Consider the following 22955-nt stretch of genomic DNA (forward strand, 5'->3'; position numbering starts at 1 on the left):
TCTTGTCGCGCCATATGATTGGCCGGTGCAGACAGGCATAGCCAAGCGTGCAGTCATCTCCGCGTTTCGCCGGTGCGGTTGCGATCGGTGCGAACTGAGTGTTCTGCGCCGCAGCGTTGCAAGCCGACTTGACGTACGCAACCCCCGATAACTGCATATTGTGAGACGGGTCACCCAGTCCGTGTGCGAACATTTAGTCTAGTACCAGACCTTCCAATGTTGGCCTCGATCTCGAAAGACGGCGTCAGGCTGGAATGTATTGGATTATCCTATTGGCAATTCAAATAAACCTATTCTTCATTCAAGTCATGTAACGTTTACCAAGATTATTACATTCCTCACTGCGCAGATGATGGGCCTTCACCATGCAGAACATCCCGATTATAGGTAAATTCCTGTCCATCATGGCCTTGTTTGGGCTATTTGCGATTGGCGTCGCCGCTTATGCCGCTTTCCAGATTAAAGCAACCGATACTGCTTACAGTGATCTTCTAGATCACGAGACAATTGCTGCGATGTATTCCGCTCGCGCAAATCGAGCCCTGCAGGGCTCACGCGCCGCCATCGGCGACCTATTGATAGCGCGATCGGATGAGACCAATAATACGGCAACAAAAGAATTCCAGACGCAACATGACAATTTCATCAAGTATATGGATCTGGCCATTGCGGCCCTTCCCTCCTACGCGGACGCCCCTTCGCTAAAGGCGGATAGCCTGGCGTTGATCGATAACGCTTGCAGCAACACGATTACTCTCGCCAAGAAATCAACGACGGCAGAAGACATCACGGCGAGCCAAGGGGTATTTCTGAACGAATGCCAGCCAGGTTTCGCAACTTTGGCGCCACGATTTACGAAAATGGTCGACTCCATCTCTGCTATCAGCAGCCAAAGCAGTGACGGCCTCACCGTATCCTCCAATAACACAGCAGTTCTTACCATCGTCGGGGTTGTCGGCGGACTTCTGGTTGTCCTTGCAATTGGCTTCTTTGCAATCCGTTCGTGGCTGGTGACGCCGATCCGGGGCCTGGCTGAAACTATGGGCACGCTCGCCGGCGGCGACCTGTCTGCAAACGTTGCCGGTACCGAGCGCCGTGACGAAGTTGGAACGATGGCAAAGGCCGTTCAGGTCTTCAAGGACAACGGCCTGCGCAGCCTCCAGATGGAGCAGGAAGCAGCCACCGTCCGCAATACAAGCGAAGCCGAACGTGCGCGCACTGCAGAGGCAGACCAGAAGCGGACGAGCGAGATGGCTCAGGCTACGTCCGGTCTTGGCGAAGGCTTGCAGCATCTCTCCAGCGGCGACCTCACCTTCCAGCTCAACGAACCGTTTGCGGCTGCCTTCGAAGGCCTGCGGTCGGACTTCAACAACACCGTCGAACGCCTTCGCGAGACACTTTCGTCTGTGAGCCAGGCAACCGGCTCAATCGACAGCGGCTCCCGCGAACTGAGCCAGAGCGCCAACGACCTTTCCAAGCGGACCGAGCAGCAGGCTGCGGCCCTTGAAGAAACTGCCGCGGCGCTCGACCAGATCACCACCAACGTCGCCAATTCCTCCAAGCGTGCCGAAGAAGCTCGCTCGGTGGCAATCGAGGCCAATCAGTCAGCCCGTCAATCCGGCGAGGTCGTCTCCAATGCTGTCGATGCCATGCAGCGGATCGAGCAATCCTCCACCCAGATCTCGAACATCATCGGCGTCATCGACGAAATTGCCTTCCAGACAAACCTCCTGGCCCTGAATGCAGGCGTCGAGGCGGCACGTGCCGGCGAGGCCGGCAAGGGTTTTGCCGTTGTCGCGCAGGAAGTGCGTGAACTGGCTCAACGCTCGGCGCAGGCAGCAAAGGAAATCAAGGGCCTGATCCGCAATTCGGCGACCGAAGTGGAAAGCGGCGTCAAACTGGTGACCGCAACAGGCGAGGCCCTCAAGATCATCGAAGGCCAGGTCATTTCGATCAACACCCAACTCGACGCGATCGCGACCTCCTCGCGGGAACAGTCGATCGGACTTGCCGAAGTCAATACGGCCGTCAACCAGATGGACCAGGTTACCCAGCAAAACGCGGCGATGGTCGAGGAAGCCACGGCGGCCAGCGTCTCGCTAGCAGACGAGTCCGACAAGCTTCGCCAGCTGATCAGTCAGTTCCAGCTCGGACGTAGCGCTCCATCCACGACAAGCACCAAAAGCAGAATCACCAGCCATGCTCCAACCCCGATCCACGCAGGGCAGAAGCCTGTCGCCTCCCCGGCAAGGCGCATGGTAGGCCAGGTCGCAAAAGCATTTGGCCTCAACACCGCCGCCAAAGCCGAAAGCTGGGAGGAGTTCTGAAGTAGGAAATCGGCGAACGGCCCCCCGGGCACGCTGTGTAGATTGTCAGAATCGAGAGCAATAGTTTGCTTATAGGAGAGCTTGGAAGAGACCGAGCTGCTGGCAGTCGACAATCCTCTCTGGTAGAAAACAAGAAAACCAGAATAGAAAATGGTAATGAATTCAATTGAGCGACTTGGTGTAAGTTCGAGGATGATGTTGCTGATTGCAGTAGCAATCTTTCCGTTTGCAGCATTGATTGGAATTGGGGTTTTTTATTCCTATGGCGAGGCCGACAAGGATGCGCGTGAGACTGTCTCTTACGATGCGCAGATAGGCGCGGCGCGGTTTTCCCGTAGTTTTGCTGATGCTGCTACAGTACTTGCTACATTGGCAGCCGTCCCACAGCTCAAGACCTCGGATCGGGCGGCATGCGACGCCGTTCTGAGCGAGGTAGTGAAGACATCCGAGGTATTCACTACCGTGGGGGTTGTAGGCGCCGACGGCAATATCCTTTGTCACAGCCGCATTCACGATGCTGCAAAATTTGGCGACCAAAAGCTCTCAACCAAAGCGGCAGCCTCTCCGCCGGGTAATCTGATCGTCGGTGATTTCATGATTGGCCCAGTCAGTAAGCGTCCTGTAGTTGCTGTTGCAATGAGATTGCATAATACGCAAAATGATATTCCTCGTGTGGTGTTCGGTTCGCTTGATCTTGCCGGATTTCAAACGCTGGCCGAACTGGTATCCGGTCCAAAGCATCACTCCGTAGCGCTGATAGACATTAGCGAAAATCGCGTCCTGGCGCGTTACCCGGACGTGTTTGCTTTCGGCGAACAGTTTACCGGCCATCCCCTCATTAAAGCTATTTCGGAGACACCGACAGGCGGGACTCTTGACAGCGTTGGCTTCGACAATGTTAGGAAGTTCTTCGGCTACGCGCCGATAACGGCCGCGCAAGGTAAAACGTTTACTTTGGCGATAGGCCTTCCCGAGAAAGAAGCGTTCATGAGCGCAACTGAGCGAGCGAAATGGGCAATCGGCCTTTCTGTGACCGCATTTGTAAGCGCGCTGATATTCGCAGCTTTGCTAGCCTATCAGCTTCAGGTGCGACCCATAGCACAGCTCACCCAATTCGCGGAAGGGATCGGGCAAAGTAGCAATGATCAGCACGAGTTTGTGGCGGCTTGGCAAGCACCTGAGTTCAAGAGGTTGGCCGTTACCTTGCAGGAAAGTGCTCGGCATGTTGAGTTGCGCAATGAGGCACAGTCCAGGATAATTGACGGCGAAAAGAGATTCAGGCTCGTTGCGGACAACACTGCGGACATGATCAGCGCTGTAGATAACACGGGCAAAACTACGTTTGTGTCGGGAGCCAGCAGAGAAATACTCGGCTACGAGCCTGAGGAGCTAGTCGGCACACAGGCCGGAGCGTTGGCCGTGAGCACGGACGTGGAACAGCTCAACACCATGTATCGTGTGTTGGCCGAAACTGGCGGAACCGTGAAAGCTAGATACCGAGTCAGACGAATGGATGGCAGCATTATCTGGGTGGAGGTCGGTGGCAAAAGGATGGCCGATGAAAGCGGCTTTGTGTTTACGATGCGGGACATCTCAGAGCGCAAGGCCATGGAGGACGACCTGGAGAGCGCCAATTGGGAACTTGCCCGCTTAGCCACGACCGATGCGCTGACTGGCCTCGCAAACCGCCGACGTTTCGATGAGGTCCTGGTGGAAGAGGTCGGTAGAGCCAACCGCGAGCGACTGCCGTTGTCTATATTGATGATCGATGTCGATCGCTTCAAAGCCTTCAACGACCAATTTGGTCATCCTGCCGGGGACCACTGTCTCCAACTGGTTGCCGAGGCCATCAGTGTAAGTGTCAGACGACCCGGCGATCTCGCAGCGCGATATGGAGGCGAGGAGTTCTCCGTAGTTCTTCCAAATACATCGGCCGAGGGTGCCGCTACCGTTGCCGAGAGCATACGCAAAGCAATCGAAAGTCTTGGCTTGCCGCACCCGCGTTCAGAATTCTTGACGGTGACTGCAAGCATCGGTGCAGCGAGCGTAGGCCACCAGTTCCCCAAGGAAGCGTCAGTAATCTTGGGAAAGGCGGACACCGCGTTGTACTCCGCCAAATCGTCCGGCCGAAATCGGTTCATCGCCATTCCAGAATCAGAGGTAGGCTAGTGACCTTCTTGCCCTGCACCAATGGCGCTAATTGCACTGTTGACCTCGGCGACAATCTTGTGTTTTCAACTATTTGTTGATTTCCACTGAGAAGTGACCAATGTTTAAATCCTCCCATGCTTAACTTGAGGGACTATCCAGTAATCGACACGGCATAATTATGCGTCGATCCGACGCTGGCTCGGTGAACTCACCAACAAAGATCACATCGCAATAGGTAACGTTTCGTTTCACAATCATTGTGCCTTTCGCCAATATCTAATTTGCTACGCCGCCCAGGACCGATACTGCGCCGTAGAGCAGGACACCTGTAACTGCAGCTGCTATGATACTGAGGACGATACCGACCAGAGTGATCAGCCCATCCTTTTCCATAAGACCTATCGCGAGAACCACCAGCGATATGACTGGCAGGAAGTTACCGAGCGGAATTGGTAGAGCGATTGCGACTGCCATGACCAAAACTGGTGAGCCAATCAACGTCTGTGCAAACGGACCTGTTAAGGGTTTCAGACGATCCGTTTGCACCAGACGCTCTATCCGGAATACGTGGGGTGCCGCGTATCTGACAACGAGTTCTAGAACTTTTGAGGAGAGCCTGCGATCATTCAAAAAGCCAGGAAGCCATACAGACCTGCGGCCAATAGCGATTTGTGCTGCGACGACTGCTAATGCAGTTCCGAAGACAAGACCTATCGGACCGGGAATGGGGGTTATACGCATCCTCACTGACTAGAACCCATTTGCCCATTCTCTGCGCCCAATTGACATTATGCGCCACGGCTGGGTTTCGAGCTTTCGCCAAGCATCGAAGCAGTGAGCGACAATGTCGTCGTATGATTTGGTTCGACAGCCAGTTCTCGCGCATGAAGAGCCAGAGGTTCCCAACCGGGTTAAGCTCGGGCGACTTCGCCGGCAATGGCAAAATCGAGATGTTGGCAGGCACGACAAGGTTGTTGGACATGTGCCATCCCGCCTGGTCCATGATGAGGACGGCATGCGCGTCATCGTTTCAAAACTGGGGCGGCGTTTTTAGCGCCGCCCCGTCGAGATTAATCAGTTGCCGCCGGCCTTGTCATCGGCCGAACGATTTCCGCAGGTGGATCCGTCGCTGGCCTTGTCATTGTGATGCTGGCAGTTCCCAGCAAATGCGCTCGTCGACGACGCAACCGTTAAAAGCAGCGCCAATACAATCTTTTTCATGTCCCCCCCATCGCTATCGACATCGATAGCGTGAGTCTAATCAATCAAATCTCTCCATGGTTGTCTAACGATGAAACTTATCGCGGTGTTCTTGTATACGGGCAAATATTCCCTATGCGTGCCATATCTCTTCTAAGCTGGTCACTGGTCGAGGAGGCGCGCGATCCAAAGACCTGCTATCGTTAGGCTACTCACCCAAATGGCTGCGACGAACGCCATAAAAAGTATGCTGCGGATCGTTCTCATTGCTTCAGATATGCCCAGGAACCAACAATGATCAGGACTTCAGAGGCATCTACGTCGCTGTCGGAACTGTTGCAACAGGACTGACGACATCAGCGCTTCTGTGGGCCGGTGCCCACGAGTAAGCCCAATGGACTCCAACTGCCACAGCGGCCCAAAACGCGAAAACAAACGTCACGGCGGCAATGACTAAAAGCTTGGTGTTTTTAGTCATTGATCTTTTGCGGCTAACCGCATTGCCCGCAGTCGATTTGTCTTCTCCACCCTTGCCTGTCGGCGCTTTTCGGTGTCATCCAATGCAAACCGAGTGGCCTCTTCTGCAAGAAGTCGTTTCTCTTCCTTCGTCTTTACTTCGCGTTTTTTTCCATCGGTCATTGTCGGGTCAATACACTGACGTCGTCGAGACGAGCCTGTACCACGGTCGAAAAATTGTGTGTTCCGGTCGACAGGATACAATCAACGGCACTCGCAACCGCGCGACGGCCATCGTCACTTTCGATTTCAACACCTCTCTTCGTGCACCATATTCTGACGGCGCCTAAGACAAGCTCGATTTGATGGTCATCTAGGGACATAAGTAGTTGGAACATGCCATGCCTCGACCCCGGTAGACGGCGAGAGCAAAACGAAAACCCCCAAGCGATCCCGCCAAGAATATCTCTAGGATCGATAATAAACAGGGGTAGTTTAGTCTAGCAAGGAGTTAAGTGTTAAGTAGAGAAATACATATTTGCAACCTAGCTATCCAATTATTTCCTCATGAATAGCGGGCCGCGAAAACTCCATCAATTGGTGCTGGCCAAGCAAGTTGCAATGGCGATGCTCATCACCTTAGCAACCGCCAGCATCTCGAGGCCGGAAAGCATCAGCTATGCCGAAGCGGTCACCACTCTTTCAAATGATTGCGGAGCTGACATTCAGAATCTCTGCAAGGGACTAAACCTAGGCAAAATAGGCCGAAGCGCCGATGGATGCGCCTTCCAAGCGTACTTTACTTATAACTTCGAAAGTCGGGCCCACCTTGAAGCCGCAGGAAATCGATCACCTGCCCAAGACTTGTCTGATCGCCTACGGAGACGGCAACATTGCCAAGCGGAGGCGATATGTAGCCGTGACCGATATAGGCCAGCACTGTCCTTGGCATCTCTTCCGGTGGCAGGATATAACCAATCAATCCGGCTGCAATTGCACTTATTGGCATGCCGTCGAACTTCGCGGTCTCCGGGAGCTGGGCGATGCTCATGCCACCTTCAGCCCGAATGTCTTTCAGGCCGTCCGTGCCGTTGCTTCCCGTTCCCGACAGGACGATCGCTATCGACCTCTCCTGTTGCTCGCGGGCGAGCGATCTGAACAGAACATCAACAGGGTGGCGCAGGCCGCGGGGTTTGCCAGGTTTCGATACGCGAAGAATGCCGTCACGAACTTCGACATCTGTGTCTGTAGCAATGACGAAGACCTGGTTTCCAACGATGGGCATGCCGTCGGCGATCTGGACGACGCTCATAGCTGTATGGACGCTGAGAACATGCGCCATCTCGCTCTCACGGTCAGGGTCAGGGTCAGGGTCGAGGTGGAGCACGACAACAAATGCACAATCACTTTCGGTAGGCATCGCTTCAAAGAAGATGCTGAGCGCTTCTATGCCCCCCGCAAACGCCCCAACGCAGATGATCTGTAACGCCGCTTCGCGGTCGAATTTACCCTTGGCACCGACCGAGCTGCTGTCCGATGGACATGCTTTTGACGATCCGTCTAACATGTCGGCCCCACTGACGGAGATGAAAATTCCCTCCCCGCTGAATCTGCATTCTACTGTAGGAATCCGCGGCAGCCTCAACAGTATCATGTCAACGGTCTTCTATGCGGAGTTCGACTTAAAGTGGGGTGCCAGACGAAGTGTTGCGAAACTCGCGTGGTCCTAACAGCGTTTGGTCGAAGCTTCGAGTCATCTGGCTGCATCAGTGCTTAAAGTCATTTTCCCGAACCTGAGTATTGACAACATGCTGTCATGATCCAGTTACGACGGCATGAAGAGAGATCCCAGCTTCCCCCTCGTTCGCAACCTTGTCATTACCGTGTTCGAGACGAACGGATACCTGACAGACCTCGGCAACAAGTTGGTTCGGCCCGCCGGACTAACCGCCGCATGGTGGCAGGTGCTGGGCGCACTCGGCTATTCCCTGGTGCCGCTCACGGTCGCCCAGATCGCCCGCAACATGGGCCTAACCCGACAGGGCGTGCAGCGGGTCGTGGATCTATTGGCAGCGCATGAGTACATCGCTCTCGAACCAAACCCCCATCACCAGCGCGCCAAGCTTGTCACATTGACCACCCATGGCCGGGCCGCATTGGACGCAGCCGAGGACGCTGCTGCGCCTGTCGACCAGCGCTTCATCGAGCGGATCGGATCCGAGCGGCTGGCGAGCGCGCTCGCTGTTCTCAGCGAGATGAAGGATCTCATCGCCGAGGAACTTGCACGATCTGCCTCTTCCGCAAACACCGCCCAAATTGTCCCGAAGGATCAACAATGACCGGACCTACCCAGAACGCCTTCGACACCGATGTCCTTATTGCTGGCGGCGGCCCTGTCGGCCTTGTACTCGCCTGCGCGCTTGCACATCACGGAGTCAACTTCCGCATCATCGAGCAGCGCCAGACGCCGAAACCCTATTCTCGGGCCAACAACCTCTGGGCGCGGCCGCAGGAGCTACTGGCCAGCATCGGTATTCGCGATGCGATTGCGGAGAAGGCCTACGCCATCACCAGCGTCAGCACCTTGATCAACGGGCGGCCTGTCGACCCAGTTGAGATTGCCGATGTCGACAGCCCTTACGGCAAGGTGCTCTACAGCGGTCAGGATGTCATCGAGACGACGCTGACGGAGCAGATCGAAGCGCGGGGACGAAGTGTGGAGCGTGGCCGGAAGCTTCTCACCTTCGTCCAGGATGCAGAAGGCGTCACGGTCACCATCGGCGTCTCGCCTGACGAGAACGAAAGCTTGGGCGATACCCCTGAGGACCCACAAAGCCACGGTCCCGTCGAAACCCTGCGATGCCGTTATCTGATCGGCGCGGATGGCGGGGACAGCATGGTCAGAAGCATCCTTGGTCTCGATTTCGAGTCGGAGCAGTTGCCGGACTGCATGAACCGGCAGGTTGATGCAAAACTCTCCTGGCGTCGGTCAACGGATTTCAACCAGCTTTGGTTCTTCTACTACCCGAAAGGTTTCTGCGGCGTGCTGCCGGTCTGGGGTGGCTATCATCGTCTGTTCTTCCTGGCCGACGACACCGGCATTCCCGATCGCGATCCAACGCTTGAGGAAATGCAGGCGATTGCGCGCGAGGTGACAGAGGACGAGACATTGACGCTCAGCGATCCGATCTGGTTGACGCACAGCCGTTTTCAGCACGGTGTGGCCGCACACTACGCGAAGGGCAGGGTCTTCCTTGCGGGTGATGCGGGTCATCGGACGCTGCCGATCGGCGGACAAGGCATGAACGCTGGTTTGCACGATGCTGTTGGTCTCGCTTGGAGGCTCGCCACAGTGCTCCACGCAAAAACCTCACCGACGCTGCTCGGGTCCTATGACGCGGAGCGCGGAGGCGAACATCGCGGGCTAGATGAGCGCCAGACGAAAGGCTTCCACAACAGTGTCTACCGTGGCCGGTTGAAGGATGCAGCAATCGACGTTGCAGCCAGGCTCCTGCCGAGCATTGGGACCCTGCTCCAGGGCAGCGACGACCTGCAGCAGCTCTCGGTTTCCTATCCCGAAAGCCCGTTAAGCGAAGATCATCTCCGCGGCCTTGGCGACATCCTGCACCGCCACGGACCGCAAGCTGGAGACCGCGCACCCGACAGCGAACTGATCACGGCGCAGGGGTCATCGACCACGCTGTTCGCGCAGATCTACAATCCCGACGGCATCAGCTGGGGCTGGACGCTTTTGGCCTTCGACGGGAGAAAGGCCGAGATGCTCGGCGCTCTGGAAACTGCCATCGCCGCGGTGGAGAAGTGGACCTGGGTCCGGCCAAGATTGGTGCTCGGGGCCGCCACGCCTGCTTCGGAAAGGATCGTCAGCCTCTCCGATCTCGATGACGTGACGCATGCCGTTTATGGTGTTTCAGGTAAACCGGCGCTGATCCTCATCCGGCCGGACGGTCACATTGCCTTCCGTGGACCGGCCGATGCGCCGAGGCTTTTGAGCGATTACTGCAATCGAATATTCGATGGCGAGAGGACCTCAGAAGCTAGTTTGCTAGGCTGACTGAGGCACCGTAAGTGAGAAATAAATGTCTGCGCGACAAGCAACCGCTTGTGCCAGATTGGCCAGGCGTCAGGCTTGGAATGCTAGGCCCATTTAGGACGGCGGAAGTTCTTCGCCTAAGCGAATCTTGAACTTCGAACCCATTATGCGTCGAATTTTAGGGTGAATCAACGGATGTCAAAGCGTAAAGGACATTTATGGAACACTCAGTTCCAGCGACAGCTCTATGTTCAATACCAATTCACCGTAAGAACACTATATAGCAGGTGCACGTTGCCACGCATGTGCGCCACCGCAATTCCCACTTCCTGTCCTCGTGATTCGAACGACAGTCGACAAGGGGACCACTGCCGTACTGCCGCAGTTTGATCCGTAAAAGTGGCTCCAACATTTTGTAACAACAAACGACACACTGCGACAGTAGCAAGGCGCATAATGTCATTGAGCTTCGCATCGCCTCCAAACATTGATCTAACTTGGTCGCAAAATAGGACCGGGTAGAGCGTTTTAGTCAAAGGGAAAATTCATGACACGTTATGTCATCGCGTTCACCGCGGCCGCTGCTCTAACCGCTATCGCCGCCGTACCAGCCTTCTCGCAGGTCGTAATATACGATGGCGAGCCCTCAGATCCCTACTCGGTCGACGGGAACACCGAATCCAACTTTCTAAACTCGTGGAACCGCCATCATGACAATCGGAACCGCTCGTCCGGGCAACAGTCTAGCTTTGGACCGGATGACGTCATCACCTTGCTTGAAGGTCGCGGCTACCGAGTGAGGAATGTTCAGGATGTCGGCGAACGTTATCTAGTCAAGGCAACCCGCGGCGGCGACAACCTGCTTGTGAGCGTATCGCGGACTGGCGATATCATGGGTGTTGTGCACGACCAGAGATAAAAGTAACACGGGATTTCGCACCATTAAGAGCTAACTCACATATTGATTCCAGGGTCATAGCGTGTCAGCTTTGATTTCCGAACGGCTCAAAGCTCAGATGCGTCCTAACCTTGAAAACGTTTCAAGGACGCTGATCCGATGAGCGTGACTTGGGCTTGAATGGGCACTAAGATGAGGGTGCCATCCATGGATAGATTTAGAGATTAACGCGTAGGGACAAGGGAACCCGATGACAACGGCAACGGACGCCATTGCCCAACCGCCGCCTATGAATCCACGCATCCGGCGCATGCTAACAGATCCGATCCTGCCCATGCTTGTTCGCCTAGCCTGGCCAAACGTTCTTATCATGCTGGTACAGGCGTCAACTGGGCTCATAGAGACTTGGTGGCTATCCCATCTAGGTACCGATGTGCTCGCCGGAATGGCGCTCGTGTTCCCTGCAGTCATGCTGATGCAGATGATGTCTGCCGGTGCATTCGGCGGAGCAATTTCGTCAGGGATTGCACGAGCGCTCGGCGGAGGTCGAAACGCGGACGCAAATCAACTTGCGACCCACGCCGTCATTATGAACGTCATTCTTGGCTTCATATTTACAGCGATCATGCTGACATTCGGACGGCGTATTTATCGGGCGCTGGGCGGCGGTGGCAGTGAGATCGAGGCTGCTCTCATCTATTCCAATGTTGTTTTCAGCGGGATGGCATTGGTTTGGCTGATGAATGGCCTAGCTAGTATCGTGCGTGGTACGGGCAACGTGCTTGTACCGGGTATCGTCACCTGCGGCGGTGCGATTGTGCTTGTTTTTGTGTCGCCGGTCCTCATTTTTGGCTTCGGGCCAGTCCCCGCCATGGGGGTTGCCGGTGGAGGATTGGCGTTGGTGCTCTACAACTTTTGTGGCGCCGCTATTCTCGGATGGTATATTTTGTCAGGCCGGAATGCCGTTGTTTTCGGACGTGATGCCTTGCGCTTTGATCACTTGCGAGACATAGCGCGGCTGGGCGCCGTTTCATCTGTCAACTCTGTGCTCACGAATGTCACGATAGGCGTGGCAATGGCGATTGTGGCTGCTCATTCAAGCGTGCAGGCAGTCGCAGGCTTCGGTACCGCTGCACGGCTTGAATACCTTCTCATGCCCGTAATATTCGGGATCGGCGCGCCGATGGTTGCGTTGATAGGGACCAATATCGGCGCCGGTCAGTGCGATCGAGCCATCAAGATTGCGTTAACGGGCGCTGCTCTATCGTTTGCAATTACGGAAACGATTGGTATCATCGCGGCGATATTTCCTCATGAATGGATTAGTCTGTTCAGCCATGCTGCCGGAGCTATCGATACAGGCGTCAGCTACCTGCAGGTGATCGGGCCCGTCTACGGGTTCTCCGGGATGGGCATGGCTCTTTACTTTGCTTCCCAAGGGGCAGGCCAGCTGCGTTGGCCTATGTGTTGCGGATTGCTCCGGCTGGCCGTTGCAGGAGTTGGCGGATGGCTTGCGGTAGAGATTTCAGGCTCGCTACAAGGATTATACGCTGCCATGGCAATCGCACTTGTTGTCTATTCCACACTTTTGGCGCTGGCGATACGCTCTGGCGTTTGGTTTCACGCCTCCGCCGGATGAGGGCTCGGGCTCCCTGAGGCCGCCGTCGTCCCACGGCCAGCATTAGCCAAGTTCGCCCTTGTAGGCGCACAACGAACTGCACACCCGAACCAAACTCTAGCCAACTAGAGCGTCGGGCGGTTTCTGTGAATCTGACGATTGAACTAAGCCGCTGATCGCGGCGATTTGCGGCGGGCTTTGACGAGAGCGCCCTGACTGAGAGGATGGTTGTGTTGCAACCCACCCTTCAGACAGGAGGCCCCGATGGCTGAGATAAGCCCTCTTCGCCGCCGGATGATTGAGGACATGACGATCCGCAATTTGTCCCCGGCGACCCAAAGATCCTACATCAGTGCAGTCCGGAAGTTCAGCCGCTATTTCTCCCGATCACCTGATCGGCTTAATCTCGACGACATTCGCACGTTCCAGGTTCACCTTGTCTCGACGGGGATATCGTGGGCATCGTTAAATCAGATCGTGTGTGCTCTCCGATTTTTCTATGGCATTACCTTGGCCCAAGACGATGTCCCTGAGCGGATTCCATACGCGCGCAAACCCCGCAAGATCCCCGTTGTTCTGTCGGCGGACGAGGTGGCCCAATTTCTTGAGGCCGTCTCCAGTCTCAAGGCGCGTGTAGCGCTGACCACAGCTTATGCCGCTGGCCTCAGGGTCGGCGAGGTCTGTGGTCTGAAGATCGAGGATATCGACAGTTCCCGGATGGTGATCCATGTTCGTCATGGCAAAGGCGCCAAAGCCCGATACGTCATGCTGTCAAACGAGCTGCTGGGCATTTTACGCAGTTATTGGCGTCTATCGCGACCCACCGGGTTCCTTTTTCCAGGGCGCGATGCCGACAGGCCGATCGAACCGACCGTTTTGAACGCCGCCTGTCGTTCAGCGGTTGCCGCTACTGGCCTTTCAAAGCGGGTCACCGTCCATACGTTGCGGCATTCCTTTGCAACGCACCTTCTGGAGAATGGCACCGATATCCGGATCATCCAGGTCTTGCTTGGCCATGCCTATCTATCCAGCACTGCGCATTATGCACAGGTGTCCACCGACACCATCAGGTCGACCGCCAGTCCCCTTGACCGTTTGCGATTGGAGGTGACCCCGCCGGAAGCGTAGCAGGTTGCGTCCCGCCTTCGAAGTCGCCGACATCTTTCGGTGGCATGGTGGCCCTTACAGACGCGAGAACGCCGGTCATCTTGGCCGCGGCGAACGACGTGTCATGGGAGCGATAGAAGCCTGCCGGACACCCAGGCTTGGCGGTCACGTCAATGCCTGCGATAAGTGCGGCAAAACCCGCATCTCCTATAACTCCTGCCGCAATCGTCATTGCCCAAAGTGTCAGGGAGCTGCTCGCAAGGAATGGGTCGATGCTCGCATCGCCGATCTCTTGCCGGTCCCCTATTTCCATGTGGTCTTTACGATGCCACGTGGTGTCGCTGAGATCGCCTTCCAGAACAAGGCGGTCGTCTATGCATTATTGATGCGGATCTCGGCCGAGACCCTGCAGACCATCGCAGCTAACCCCAAGTGGCTGGGCGCAGAGATCGGTGTAACCGCTGTGCTCCACACCTGGGGCCAGGCCATGACCCACCATCCCCATGTCCATTGTGTCGTACCGGGTGGAGGCCTCTCACCCGATCGAACAAGGTGGATCAATTGCCGATCGGGCTTCTTTCTGCCCGTTCGCGTGCTGTCACGTCTGTTTCGCCGGCTTTTCCTGACAGCTCTCGCTGATGCCTTTGCCAAAGACGAGCTGCAATTCTTCAACGAACTCGCTCATCTCAACGATAACAAGACATTCGCCCGCCATCTTGCCCGCGCTCGCAGCATCGAATGGGTGGTCTATTCGAAGCCGCCATTCGGTGGTCCGGATCAAGTGCTCGCCTATCTTGGCCGCTACACCCATCGTGTTGCCATCGCAAACAGCCGCATCGTCCATGTCGATGACGACCATGTCGCCTTCCGATGGAAGGATTATCGTGGAAACGGTCGCGACCGTGAGAAGATCATGCGTCTTCATCCCCACGAGTTCATCCGGCGCTTTCTCCTTCATGTGCTTCCGGATGGCTTCCACCGCATGCGCCATTTTGGCTTTCTCGCCAATTGTCACCGGCGCGATCGTATCGCTCTCTGCAGAAGCCTCCTCGGCCAACTATCACCGATAGGCGAGCGATCCCATTCGACAAAATCTCAACAGGCCCATTCTGCGGGTTTCACAAAGTCCCGGACAAAGATTTCAGTAAGTCGCGGACACCGAATTCAGAAAGTTCGGGACAGCAAATTCAATAAGTCGCGGACAGAAGCGACAGCGGATTTAGATCGAATCTCGTGAGCGCCGATCTGGCAATTTGTTCTCGTGTTTTAAGCGAGGATCTAATGCCTAGACGGAAACAAGCGAGACATACTGATGTGAAAGACATTCGATCGATACTGCGGCTGACGTTCGAGCAGGAATTGTCGATACGCGCCGTTTCTGAGCGGCTGAAGATGAGCAAGACGTCGGTCTCAACGTATCTGCTGCGGGCGCGGGAGGCGGGGCTTGCAGCATGGCCACTTCCACCCGGTCTGGATGATGACGAGCTCCTGGAGCAGCGACTATTCCGGCGGATGGGGCGACCTCCTCGAGACAGCGAGGAACCGAACTGGCCGAAAGTGGCCAGCGAGTTGAAACGCAAAGGCGTGACGCTCAACCTGCTATGGCAGGAATACCGGGAGGTCCATCCGGATGGATACGGCTACACCTGGTTCTGCTGCCGATTTGCTGATTATGAGAGCCGCGCCAAACCCACCTATCGCAGTCGTCATGTGGCTGGTGTCGCGATGGAATGCGACTATGCCGGCCATACGATCCCGATCATCGATCCGTCTTCTGGCGAGATCCGGGCAGCACAGATTTATGTGGCCGTGCTGAGTGCATCGCAATTGGTGTTCTCCTATGCCAGCTTCAGTCAGAAGCTGCCGGATTGGATCGAGGCGAACCAGCGAGCCTTCAGTTACTTCGGTGGGGTGACGAAGACAACGATCTGCGACAACCTCAAATCCGCGATTGCCAAGGCTCTCTGGTTCGAACCGACGTTGAACGCGACATTTGCTGCCTTCGCCGAACACTACGATACGACCGTATTGCCAGCACGGCCGCGGCGTCCTCGGGATAAACCATCCGCGGAGGGATCGGTTTTAATCGTCGAGAGGTGGGTTCTGGCCAGACTTCGAAACGACCGTTTCTTCAGCCTTGTCGATCTCAATATCCGCATCAGCGCTCTGATCGAGGACCTTAACACCCGTACGATGCGTCGGTATGGAAAATCCCGGCGAGCCCTGTTCGATGAGGTCGAGCGCTCCCAGCTCAAGCCACTGCCGCCAACGCCGTTTGAATACGCGGAATGGAAGGTCGCCAAGGTTCATCCCGATTACCATGTCGACGTCGACAAGACGTTCTATTCCGTGCCGCACGGTCTGATCGGCAGGAAGGTCGATATCAGGCTGACGTATCGAGCGGTCGAGATCTTCTTTGACCACAAGCGGGTCGCCAGCCACATCCGAAGCTCCCAGCGTTCCGGCCATATCACTGTCAATGAGCATATGCCGAAAGCTCACCAGCGCTATGCAAACACGACGCCTCACACGTTGCGCAAGGAAGCGGCGAAGGTTGGGGCCAATACTGCGATATTTATCGAGCGTCTGCTTAGCGATCGGCCGCACCCGGAGCAAGGCTACAGATCCGCTCAGGGCATTCTCTCCCTGGCGCGTCGTTACGAAACCGATCGGCTGGAATTGGCCTGTGAGCGTGCGTTGGTCATCAATGCGCTGACCTATTCGTCTGTCGCCAACATTCTCAGATCTGGTCTCGATCAGGCTCCTGCCGCAAGCGAGACCGTGAAGCCGGCACCGCCGCACGGCAATATCCGCGGCAAAACCTACTACCAATGAAAGGACATCTAATGCTGACACATCCAACACTGGACCAGATGAGTGCGCTTGGTCTTGCCGGAATGGCAACCGCCTATCGCGAACTTATCGAGCAAGTTCATGGAAATGATCTTAGCTTTGACGAACGGCTTGGCCTGATGCTCGACCGCGAGATCGCACTACGAACCGACCGACGGCTGACCAATCGGCTCGCCACAGCAAAGCTTCGATTTGCCAATGCCTCGATCGAAGACATCGATTTTAGATCTCACCGCGGCCTTGATCGTCGCAATGTCTTGTCCTTGGCGCAGGGCGCATGGCTGAAGGCAAACGAGAACCTGATCCTGACAGGCCAAACGGGCACTGGAAAAACTTGGATCGCCTGCGCCTTTGCGAGACAGGCGGCCCGCCTCGACTACTCTGTCCTCTACGTTCGTATGCCGCGGCTCTTCGAGGATCTCGCACTTGCCAGGCTCGATGGACGCTTTCCGCGCCTCATCGACAAGCTGGCACGTGTTCAGTTGCTGGTGTTGGATGACTGGGGAACCCATACCCTGAATGACCGACAGCGCCTCGATTTGCTCGAAATCTTCGAGGAGCGATATCGAAGGAAATCGACCCTGATCACAGCTCAGCTTCCGGTGGCCGCCTGGCACGAAATGATTGGAGAAGCCACTTTGGCCGATGCGATTTTGGATCGCATTGTTCACAACGCCCACCGCATCACTCTCGAAGGCGACAGCATGCGCAAACGAAAAACGCCGACGCTCTTGACCGGCGACGAAATAACCGAACACAATCACGCGTAACAGCAACAAGGCAACCGGGATTCGATCGCATCCGTTGTCCGCGACTTAGCGAAACGCTTGTCCGCGACTTGCTGAAACCGCTGTCCCGATTTAGCGAAATCCGCACCCATTCCTTCGAATGCCCCGATTGCCAGCACCCCATGCGTCGAACTGGCGTCACCGTCGCGCCTGTTTCACCGCCTCGGCCATCATCCTTCTGGTGCGATACTTCATGATGTCAGACAACCGCAAACATTACAGCATATTCCCACTCGCTCGCCGCTGTGCCGGCGATCGATATCGCTCGACCCCAGCAAGACCGAACCGCGTCAGATCCCGGTACATTTGGCCCACAGGTCTGCAAGGTCTCCGGCAAAACGCTCAGGAATGTCGATTCTCAGGATCAGCGACACCCTCGGAGCAATCGGGACGGCATGGTTCCGGCTCTGCCGACATCGGGCCACTTCTCAATTCCCCATAGCAGCGTCAAACAACCCGCGTCTTAGTTCAATCCGGCTTACATGAGGTCGCCCGAACCCGCCGCACCGTCCCATGCGACCTCAAATAACCCTCCAGATTCCCTTGGCTTCGATTTTATGATTCAACATGGCAGGAGGACTTGCCATGTCTCGCGCCTATTCTTCGGACCTTCGCCAGCGGATTGTTGATGCGATCACGCAAGGCGAAACGCGTCGGGGAGCCGCTGCTGCTTTCAAAGTCTCGCCCGCCACGGCTGTTCGGCTTAAGCAGCGGGCGGATCGAACGGGCTCGGTCGAGCCGTCCCGGCGCGGTCGGCCCAGCGGCGGCGGCAAATTGGGCCCTTTCCAGGATGCCATTATCGCCAAGGTAGAGGCGCAACCGGATATAACCATGCCCGATCTGGCGATTTGGCTGGAAGAGCATCATGGTGTGAAAGCTGATCCTTCGAACCTGTCAAAGCTTCTTTGCCGGGCGGGCTTCACCTTTAAAAAAAACACTGCTGGCATCGGAACGCGAACGCGCCGACGTGCGCCGGGAGCGCGATGAGTGGCGCAAACGTCGCCAACCCGCTATGCAGCAGAGCCCCGGACGTCTCGTCTTCGTAGATGAGACTTCGGTCAAGACCAACATGACACCACTGCGTGGCCGGAGCATCAAGGGCAAGCGCCTGCAGGCGGATGCGCCTTTCGGCAAATGGCACACCCAAACCTTTATCGCCGGTCTGCGCTGCGATGCCATCACGGCACCCTTTGTCGTCGATGGGGCCATGGATGGAGACAAGTTCGACACCTACGTGCGAACTCAACTCGCACCGACGCTTGAACCAGGCGACGTGGTGATCTGGGATAACCTCAACGTCCACAAAAGCCCCCGAGCAGCGGCGGCCATCGCCGAAAGGAAGGCATGGATACTCTTCCTGCCGCGATATTCGCCAGACAACAATCCGATTGAAATGGCCTTTTCGAAGCTCAAGGCACTCTTGCGGAAAATGAAAGCAAGGACTTACGACGATCTCTGGAAAGCCGTCGGAAAAGTCTGCGACCTATTCACACCGCAAGAGTGCTGGAACTATTTCCGCCAGGCCGGATGCGTTGCACATTAATCGCCCGACGCTCTAGTGGATGGAATCTAACGCTTGGTGCCCGCGTTTAACGGCGGCGATGATTTTGTCGGGATCGGCGGTCCAAGTGAAGGGCTTTGGCTTTTTGTTGTGCTCAACGAGGAAACGGTTGATGGCGGCCTGGAGATCGACGACGGAATGGAAAACGCCGCGTTTCAGACGCCGCTTCGACAGCCTGGCGAAGAAACCCTCCACCGCGTTGAGCCATGAGCTTGAAGTCGGAGTGAAGTGGAAGGTGAAACGCTCGTGACGGTCGAGCCAGGCTCTCACCTTGGGATGCTTGTGGGCAGCATAGTTGTCGAGGATGACGTGGACGGCCTTGTCGTCCGGCACCTGGGCGTTAATGGCGTTGAGGAAGCGGATGAACTCCTGATGACGATGACGCTGCATGTTGCGACCGATGACGGTGCCGTCGAGCACGTTGAGGGCGGCAAACAGCGTGGTTGTGCCGTGCCGCTTGTAGTCGTGGGTCATGGTGCCGAGCCGACCCTTCTTCATCGGCAGGCCCGGCTGGGTGCGGTCGAGCGCCTGGATTTGGCTTTTCTCATCGACCGACAACACGACGGCGTGGGCTGGCGGATCAACATAGAGGCCGACAACGTCTCGCAGCTTGTCGACGAATTTCGGGTCGTTGGACAATTTGAACTGCCGCCACCGATGAGGTGCGAGGCCATGCGCTTTCCAGATACGCCTGACTGCGCTGGCGCTGATGCCGGCGGCCGTCGCCATCATGTCGGCCGTCCAGTGCGTCGTCTCGCCCGGCGGATCAGCCAGCGTCAGGGCCACCACACGCTCGGCGACATCGGGTCCGAGCCGCACAATACGCGACGGCCGCGTCTTGTCGCGCAGGAGACCCTCGACGCCTTCTGTGGCGAAGCGCTCTTGCCAGCGCCATACGCAGGTCTTCGATTTGCCGGTCTGGCGCATAATCTCGACAGTTCCGACGCCATCGGCACTCAGCAGGATGATCTCGGCCCGCCAGACGTGCTTTTGGGGCGCATTGCGATCCCTGGTCAAGGCCATCAGGCGTTGGTGATCTGTTGGCGAAACGGTGAACGATATTCCTGTGCGCATGCGCCAGACTCGCATGCCAACCCAGCAAATGGAATCCCATACAGGACTCTTATGTCAGGCGGTAACCACTAGTGCCAGCGATCAGTTTCGGTGTTTCGGTATTTACCAAGCTTCTATAGCCACCGAGGGGATCGAAAGTCTTCGGCTTCTCAAGCCTCTGGTCCGGCGTCGTGTTAAAGGACGCGGTCCGTCGCATCGACCTGCGGCTCTCGGCGACTGAATCATTGCCAATGGCCTGGTCCGCGTTCGCTCGCCACTACTTGCGGAGTCTCGGTTCCATATCAACGACTATTCGAGCCGGGCTCGTACGCATTGTTCAACTAATAGTGAGGTTGCCAGTATTTAGAAACAGCCCCTTGATCTCAGTCTGGCCGAACACCGGTGTTCCGTCCGGCGTCATCGGTCGTTGGCCGCAACAGAAGGTGACTTCGGATATCGCCGCCGGTAAAAAGGCTGGCGACCGTGGGTTCGAATGTGGCAGAGCGTCCTTCGACAAGATCCGTGGCGTAGCCGGAGATTTCGGCCATGCCTCCGAGCCGGATCTGATCGCGAACTTAGCAGGATGCGGAAAAAGGCCCTTGCTGTGAACGGACTGCCATGATTCCATGCCTGAGTGATTGGTCGGCAGGAGCAGGACATGCGCGGTAATGATATCCAGACGGCGGGTTTGTTTTCTTATGTGAGCTGCGAAGCCCGGGTTCCGACAAGCCATCCGCTGCGGGCGATCCGCGCGATTGTAGACGAGGCGCTGGAAGTTTTGTCGCCGGATTTCGAGGCGATGTATTCAGCGATCGGCCGTCCGTCGATCCCGCCGGAGAAGCTGCTGCGCGCTCTGTTGTTGCAGGCCTTTTACACGATCCGCTCGGAGCGTCAGCTCATGGAGCAGATGGACTACAATCTGCTGTTCCGCTGGTTCGTCGGCTTGTCGATGGACGCGCCGATCTGGGACGTCACCGTGTTCACCAAGAACCGTGAGCGGCTCTTGGCTGGCGATATCGCCGCCAAGTTTGGCCGCGTTGCTGAGCCAGCCGCGGGTGAAAGCATTGCTGTCAGACGACCACTTCTCGGTGGACGGCACCTTGATCGAAGCCTGGGCCAGCATGAAGAGCTTCAAGCCCAAGGACGACACAGATGGTGGCGACACCGACGGCAGCGGCTCTGGCGCTGAAGAGAAACAGCCGCCAGAAGCCAAAGGCCGCAACTCTGAGCGCGATTTCCACGGCGAGAAGCGCAGCAACGCAACCCACGCATCGACCACCGACCCGGACGCCAGGCTTTATAAGAAGGCCCGTGGCCAGGCGGCCAGGCTTTGCCACATGGGCCACGTCACCATGGAAAACCGCAATGGTTTGGTTGTTGACGCCACGCTGACCCATGCGACCGGAACCGCCGAGCGCGAGGCGGCACTGGATATGGTGGGCCGCATGGATGGTCGTCATCGCATCACATTGGCTGCAGACAAAGCCTACGATACGGCCGATTTCGTTGCTGCCTTGCGGGACGCAAAGGTGACGCCACACGTCGCCCAAAACACGACGAACCGACGCTCGGCAATTGATGGTCGCACCACCCATCACCCTGGCTACGCTGTCAGTCAGCGCATTCGCAAGCGTATCGAGGAAGTGTTCGGTTGGGCCAAGACCAGCGGCGGAATGCGTAAGACCCGCCATCGTGGAAAGGATCGCGTCGGCTGGATGTTCACCCTAACAGCCACCGCTTATAATCTGGTGAGGCTGCCAAAGCTGCTGGCGACAGCCTAATCGCGCCCGGAATCCGCCGAACCAGGCGGATGACGACAAAATGGGCCGACAACGGCCGCTGAAAAAGCCTCATCACGGCCTGTCTTCGAGCCGTCTAGCCAGGATCGGCGGAAAAATCGGCGCTATTTCCGCGACCTGTTAGATGATGGCGATCCTGTGCGGTTTCCTCGGGTCAAAAGTGACAAATGGAAAAATCGCATGCAGCACCGGTGTGTGATCTGTCTTGTCGATAGCCGCTTCCAAGCAAGGATAGGGGCTCACTCACACAGCTTCAATGCCGAAACCGCACGCTCGGGAAGCCTGTTCGCCAACATCGTTACCTCTGGCGACATCCTTTCCCGCGAGCCCGGCAAGAAACGACGCCGCTCAAGCGACTACCATTATGACTAAATCTAGAGCTTGCTCAAAACCTCAAGCGAACCCGCATCCCCGGAGAAAGAAATCGACTGATTTCCTGGCCCGGGCGATCGCCGCGTCCCTATTCGGGGCGCGTCCGCCGAGTGTATCCTGAATCATCGGCCCTTGGATGAGGTAATAGAACTGATCCGCTAAAAAAACCGCGTCCTCGACGCCGCCGTTGTATAGAAGAGAGCTTAGCCGATCTCGGGAGTACTTTCTTCCAGCAGCTTCCGCGATTTGCATCAGTTCGGGAAACTTTCTCGCCTCGCTGTGAACGAGGAAATAGAGGGCCAGCACTTGCGTATCCAGAAACGCGTCGACCAGCTTCTCGGCGACCGTATGAAGCTCTTCAGAAAGCGTCTTGCCTCCAAGCCGCGACAACTCGGCCGGGGGACGCCGCTGTTTTGTGAAGTCGATGATAACCGCTTCGAATAGGTCGGCTTTCGTGGCGAAGCGCGTGTACAGTGTTCTCTTAGAGCATTTCGCCAGCGCGGCAATGTCATCCGTGCTCGTGCCCTCGTAGCCCCTGTCAAGGAACAGGACCTGAGCCGCGGCGACGATCTCCGCCGTTAAGGCCGCCTCGTTTCCCTTAGCGGGACGCCCTCGTGAACGTGGGCTTGACTGGGAGGTCTTAGCGTCGTTGCCATTATTGACTGTAATTTTCATCGTCTCCTGTTCGTCTCGACATCCTGAAGGTTCCTCATCACAGCAC

The 22955-nt window shown here is 56.5% G+C and carries 14 protein-coding genes and 3 pseudogenes; 12 read left to right on the forward strand and 5 right to left on the reverse strand.

Annotation, left to right across the window (positions count from 1 at the left end):
• Window positions 1-365: 365 nt before the first annotated feature.
• Window positions 366-2327: a methyl-accepting chemotaxis protein gene (locus J5278_RS19020; protein WP_209186935.1), complete on the forward strand. Its 1962-nt coding sequence runs from the start codon at window positions 366-368 to the stop codon at window positions 2325-2327.
• A 156-nt stretch (window positions 2328-2483) separates the two neighbouring features.
• A complete protein-coding gene (locus tag J5278_RS19025; RefSeq protein ID WP_209186934.1) occupies window positions 2484-4496 on the forward strand; it encodes a diguanylate cyclase in 2013 nt (670 codons plus the stop codon).
• Between the two features lie 258 nt (window positions 4497-4754).
• On the opposite strand, the gene J5278_RS19030 is transcribed toward J5278_RS19025, so the two are convergent.
• From J5278_RS19030 to J5278_RS19040, 3 genes and pseudogenes are all read right to left on the reverse strand, one after another.
• Entirely contained in the window at window positions 4755-5219 is a 465-nt protein-coding gene (locus J5278_RS19030; RefSeq protein WP_209186933.1) for an exopolysaccharide biosynthesis protein, read from the reverse strand.
• 9 nt (window positions 5220-5228) lie between these two features.
• Window positions 5229-5499: pseudogene (locus J5278_RS31000) on the reverse strand (transposase); the annotation flags it as partial.
• Between the two features lie 1434 nt (window positions 5500-6933).
• Complete coding sequence (locus J5278_RS19040; protein WP_219258879.1) at window positions 6934-7788, reverse strand: chemotaxis protein CheB; 855 nt, start codon at window positions 7786-7788, stop codon at window positions 6934-6936.
• Window positions 7789-7969: 181 nt separating this feature from the next.
• Between J5278_RS19040 and J5278_RS19045 the strand changes: the two genes are divergently transcribed.
• From J5278_RS19045 to J5278_RS19085, 9 genes and pseudogenes are all read left to right on the forward strand, one after another.
• A complete protein-coding gene (locus J5278_RS19045; protein WP_209186929.1) occupies window positions 7970-8473 on the forward strand; it encodes a MarR family winged helix-turn-helix transcriptional regulator in 504 nt (167 codons plus the stop codon).
• Window positions 8470-10206 (forward strand): FAD-dependent monooxygenase, encoded by a 1737-nt coding sequence (locus tag J5278_RS19050; protein WP_209186928.1) that lies wholly within the window; start codon window positions 8470-8472, stop codon window positions 10204-10206. Before J5278_RS19045 ends, J5278_RS19050 begins: the two co-directional genes overlap by 4 nt.
• Window positions 10207-10732: 526 nt before the next feature.
• A complete protein-coding gene (locus tag J5278_RS19055) occupies window positions 10733-11104 on the forward strand; it encodes a hypothetical protein (protein ID WP_209186927.1) in 372 nt (123 codons plus the stop codon).
• 229 nt (window positions 11105-11333) lie between these two features.
• The gene (locus tag J5278_RS19060) at window positions 11334-12722 is read left to right on the forward strand and encodes an MATE family efflux transporter (protein ID WP_247749920.1); all 1389 of its coding nucleotides are present in this window, start codon (window positions 11334-11336) and stop codon (window positions 12720-12722) included.
• A gap of 243 nt (window positions 12723-12965) precedes the next feature.
• Window positions 12966-13829 carry a site-specific integrase gene (locus J5278_RS19065; RefSeq protein ID WP_111220930.1) on the forward strand — a complete coding sequence of 288 codons (864 nt, stop codon included), beginning with the start codon at window positions 12966-12968 and terminating at the stop codon, window positions 13827-13829.
• 4 nt (window positions 13830-13833) lie between these two features.
• Window positions 13834-14868, forward strand: a pseudogene (locus J5278_RS19070) (IS91 family transposase); the annotation flags it as partial.
• A 221-nt stretch (window positions 14869-15089) separates the two neighbouring features.
• Complete coding sequence (gene istA, locus J5278_RS19075; RefSeq protein ID WP_111221723.1) at window positions 15090-16643, forward strand: IS21 family transposase; 1554 nt, start codon at window positions 15090-15092, stop codon at window positions 16641-16643.
• Between the two features lie 11 nt (window positions 16644-16654).
• Window positions 16655-17431, forward strand: coding sequence for an IS21-like element helper ATPase IstB (istB, locus tag J5278_RS19080; protein ID WP_111221724.1), 777 nt, complete (start codon window positions 16655-16657; stop codon window positions 17429-17431).
• 603 nt (window positions 17432-18034) lie between these two features.
• A protein-coding gene (locus J5278_RS19085; RefSeq protein WP_209230095.1) for an IS630 family transposase occupies window positions 18035-18992 on the forward strand; the annotation gives its coding sequence in 2 pieces (ribosomal slippage) (window positions 18035-18376 and window positions 18378-18992; 957 coding nt in all).
• Window positions 18993-19004: 12 nt separating this feature from the next.
• Here the strand turns inward: J5278_RS19085 and J5278_RS19090 are convergent.
• On the reverse strand, window positions 19005-20084 hold the full coding sequence (locus tag J5278_RS19090; protein WP_111223089.1) for an IS630 family transposase: 1080 nt from the start codon (window positions 20082-20084) through the stop codon (window positions 19005-19007).
• A 637-nt stretch (window positions 20085-20721) separates the two neighbouring features.
• On the opposite strand from J5278_RS19090, the pseudogene J5278_RS19095 reads away from it, so the two are divergent.
• Window positions 20722-21844 (forward strand): annotated as a pseudogene (locus J5278_RS19095) (IS5 family transposase).
• Between the two features lie 411 nt (window positions 21845-22255).
• On the opposite strand, the gene J5278_RS19100 reads toward J5278_RS19095, so the two are convergent.
• A complete protein-coding gene (locus J5278_RS19100; protein WP_209187012.1) occupies window positions 22256-22909 on the reverse strand; it encodes a TetR/AcrR family transcriptional regulator in 654 nt (217 codons plus the stop codon).
• Window positions 22910-22955: the final 46 nt, after the last annotated feature.

Origin of the sequence: Rhizobium sp. B21/90 (assembly GCF_019355815.1) — a bacterium.
In the GTDB taxonomy this organism is placed as follows: Bacteria; Pseudomonadota; Alphaproteobacteria; order Rhizobiales; family Rhizobiaceae; genus Rhizobium; species Rhizobium rhododendri.

What these genes read in the sequence shown, in the direction of transcription:
- J5278_RS19055 (WP_209186927.1), top strand. Translation starts at nt 10,733, where the DNA reads ATGACACGTTATGTCATCGCGTTCACCGCGGCCGCTGCTCTAACCGCT.
- J5278_RS19050 (WP_209186928.1), top strand. Translation starts at nt 8,470, where the DNA reads ATGACCGGACCTACCCAGAACGCCTTCGACACCGATGTCCTTATTGCT.
- J5278_RS19065 (WP_111220930.1), top strand. Translation starts at nt 12,966, where the DNA reads ATGGCTGAGATAAGCCCTCTTCGCCGCCGGATGATTGAGGACATGACG.
- istA (WP_111221723.1), top strand. Translation starts at nt 15,090, where the DNA reads ATGCCTAGACGGAAACAAGCGAGACATACTGATGTGAAAGACATTCGA.
- J5278_RS19030 (WP_209186933.1), bottom strand. Translation starts at nt 5,219, where the DNA reads ATGCGTATAACCCCCATTCCCGGTCCGATAGGTCTTGTCTTCGGAACT.
- J5278_RS19040 (WP_219258879.1), bottom strand. Translation starts at nt 7,788, where the DNA reads ATGATACTGTTGAGGCTGCCGCGGATTCCTACAGTAGAATGCAGATTC.
- J5278_RS19090 (WP_111223089.1), bottom strand. Translation starts at nt 20,084, where the DNA reads ATGCGCACAGGAATATCGTTCACCGTTTCGCCAACAGATCACCAACGC.
- J5278_RS19020 (WP_209186935.1), top strand. Translation starts at nt 366, where the DNA reads ATGCAGAACATCCCGATTATAGGTAAATTCCTGTCCATCATGGCCTTG.
- J5278_RS19100 (WP_209187012.1), bottom strand. Translation starts at nt 22,909, where the DNA reads ATGAAAATTACAGTCAATAATGGCAACGACGCTAAGACCTCCCAGTCA.
- istB (WP_111221724.1), top strand. Translation starts at nt 16,655, where the DNA reads ATGCTGACACATCCAACACTGGACCAGATGAGTGCGCTTGGTCTTGCC.
- J5278_RS19060 (WP_247749920.1), top strand. Translation starts at nt 11,334, where the DNA reads ATGACAACGGCAACGGACGCCATTGCCCAACCGCCGCCTATGAATCCA.
- J5278_RS19045 (WP_209186929.1), top strand. Translation starts at nt 7,970, where the DNA reads ATGAAGAGAGATCCCAGCTTCCCCCTCGTTCGCAACCTTGTCATTACC.
- J5278_RS19025 (WP_209186934.1), top strand. Translation starts at nt 2,484, where the DNA reads ATGAATTCAATTGAGCGACTTGGTGTAAGTTCGAGGATGATGTTGCTG.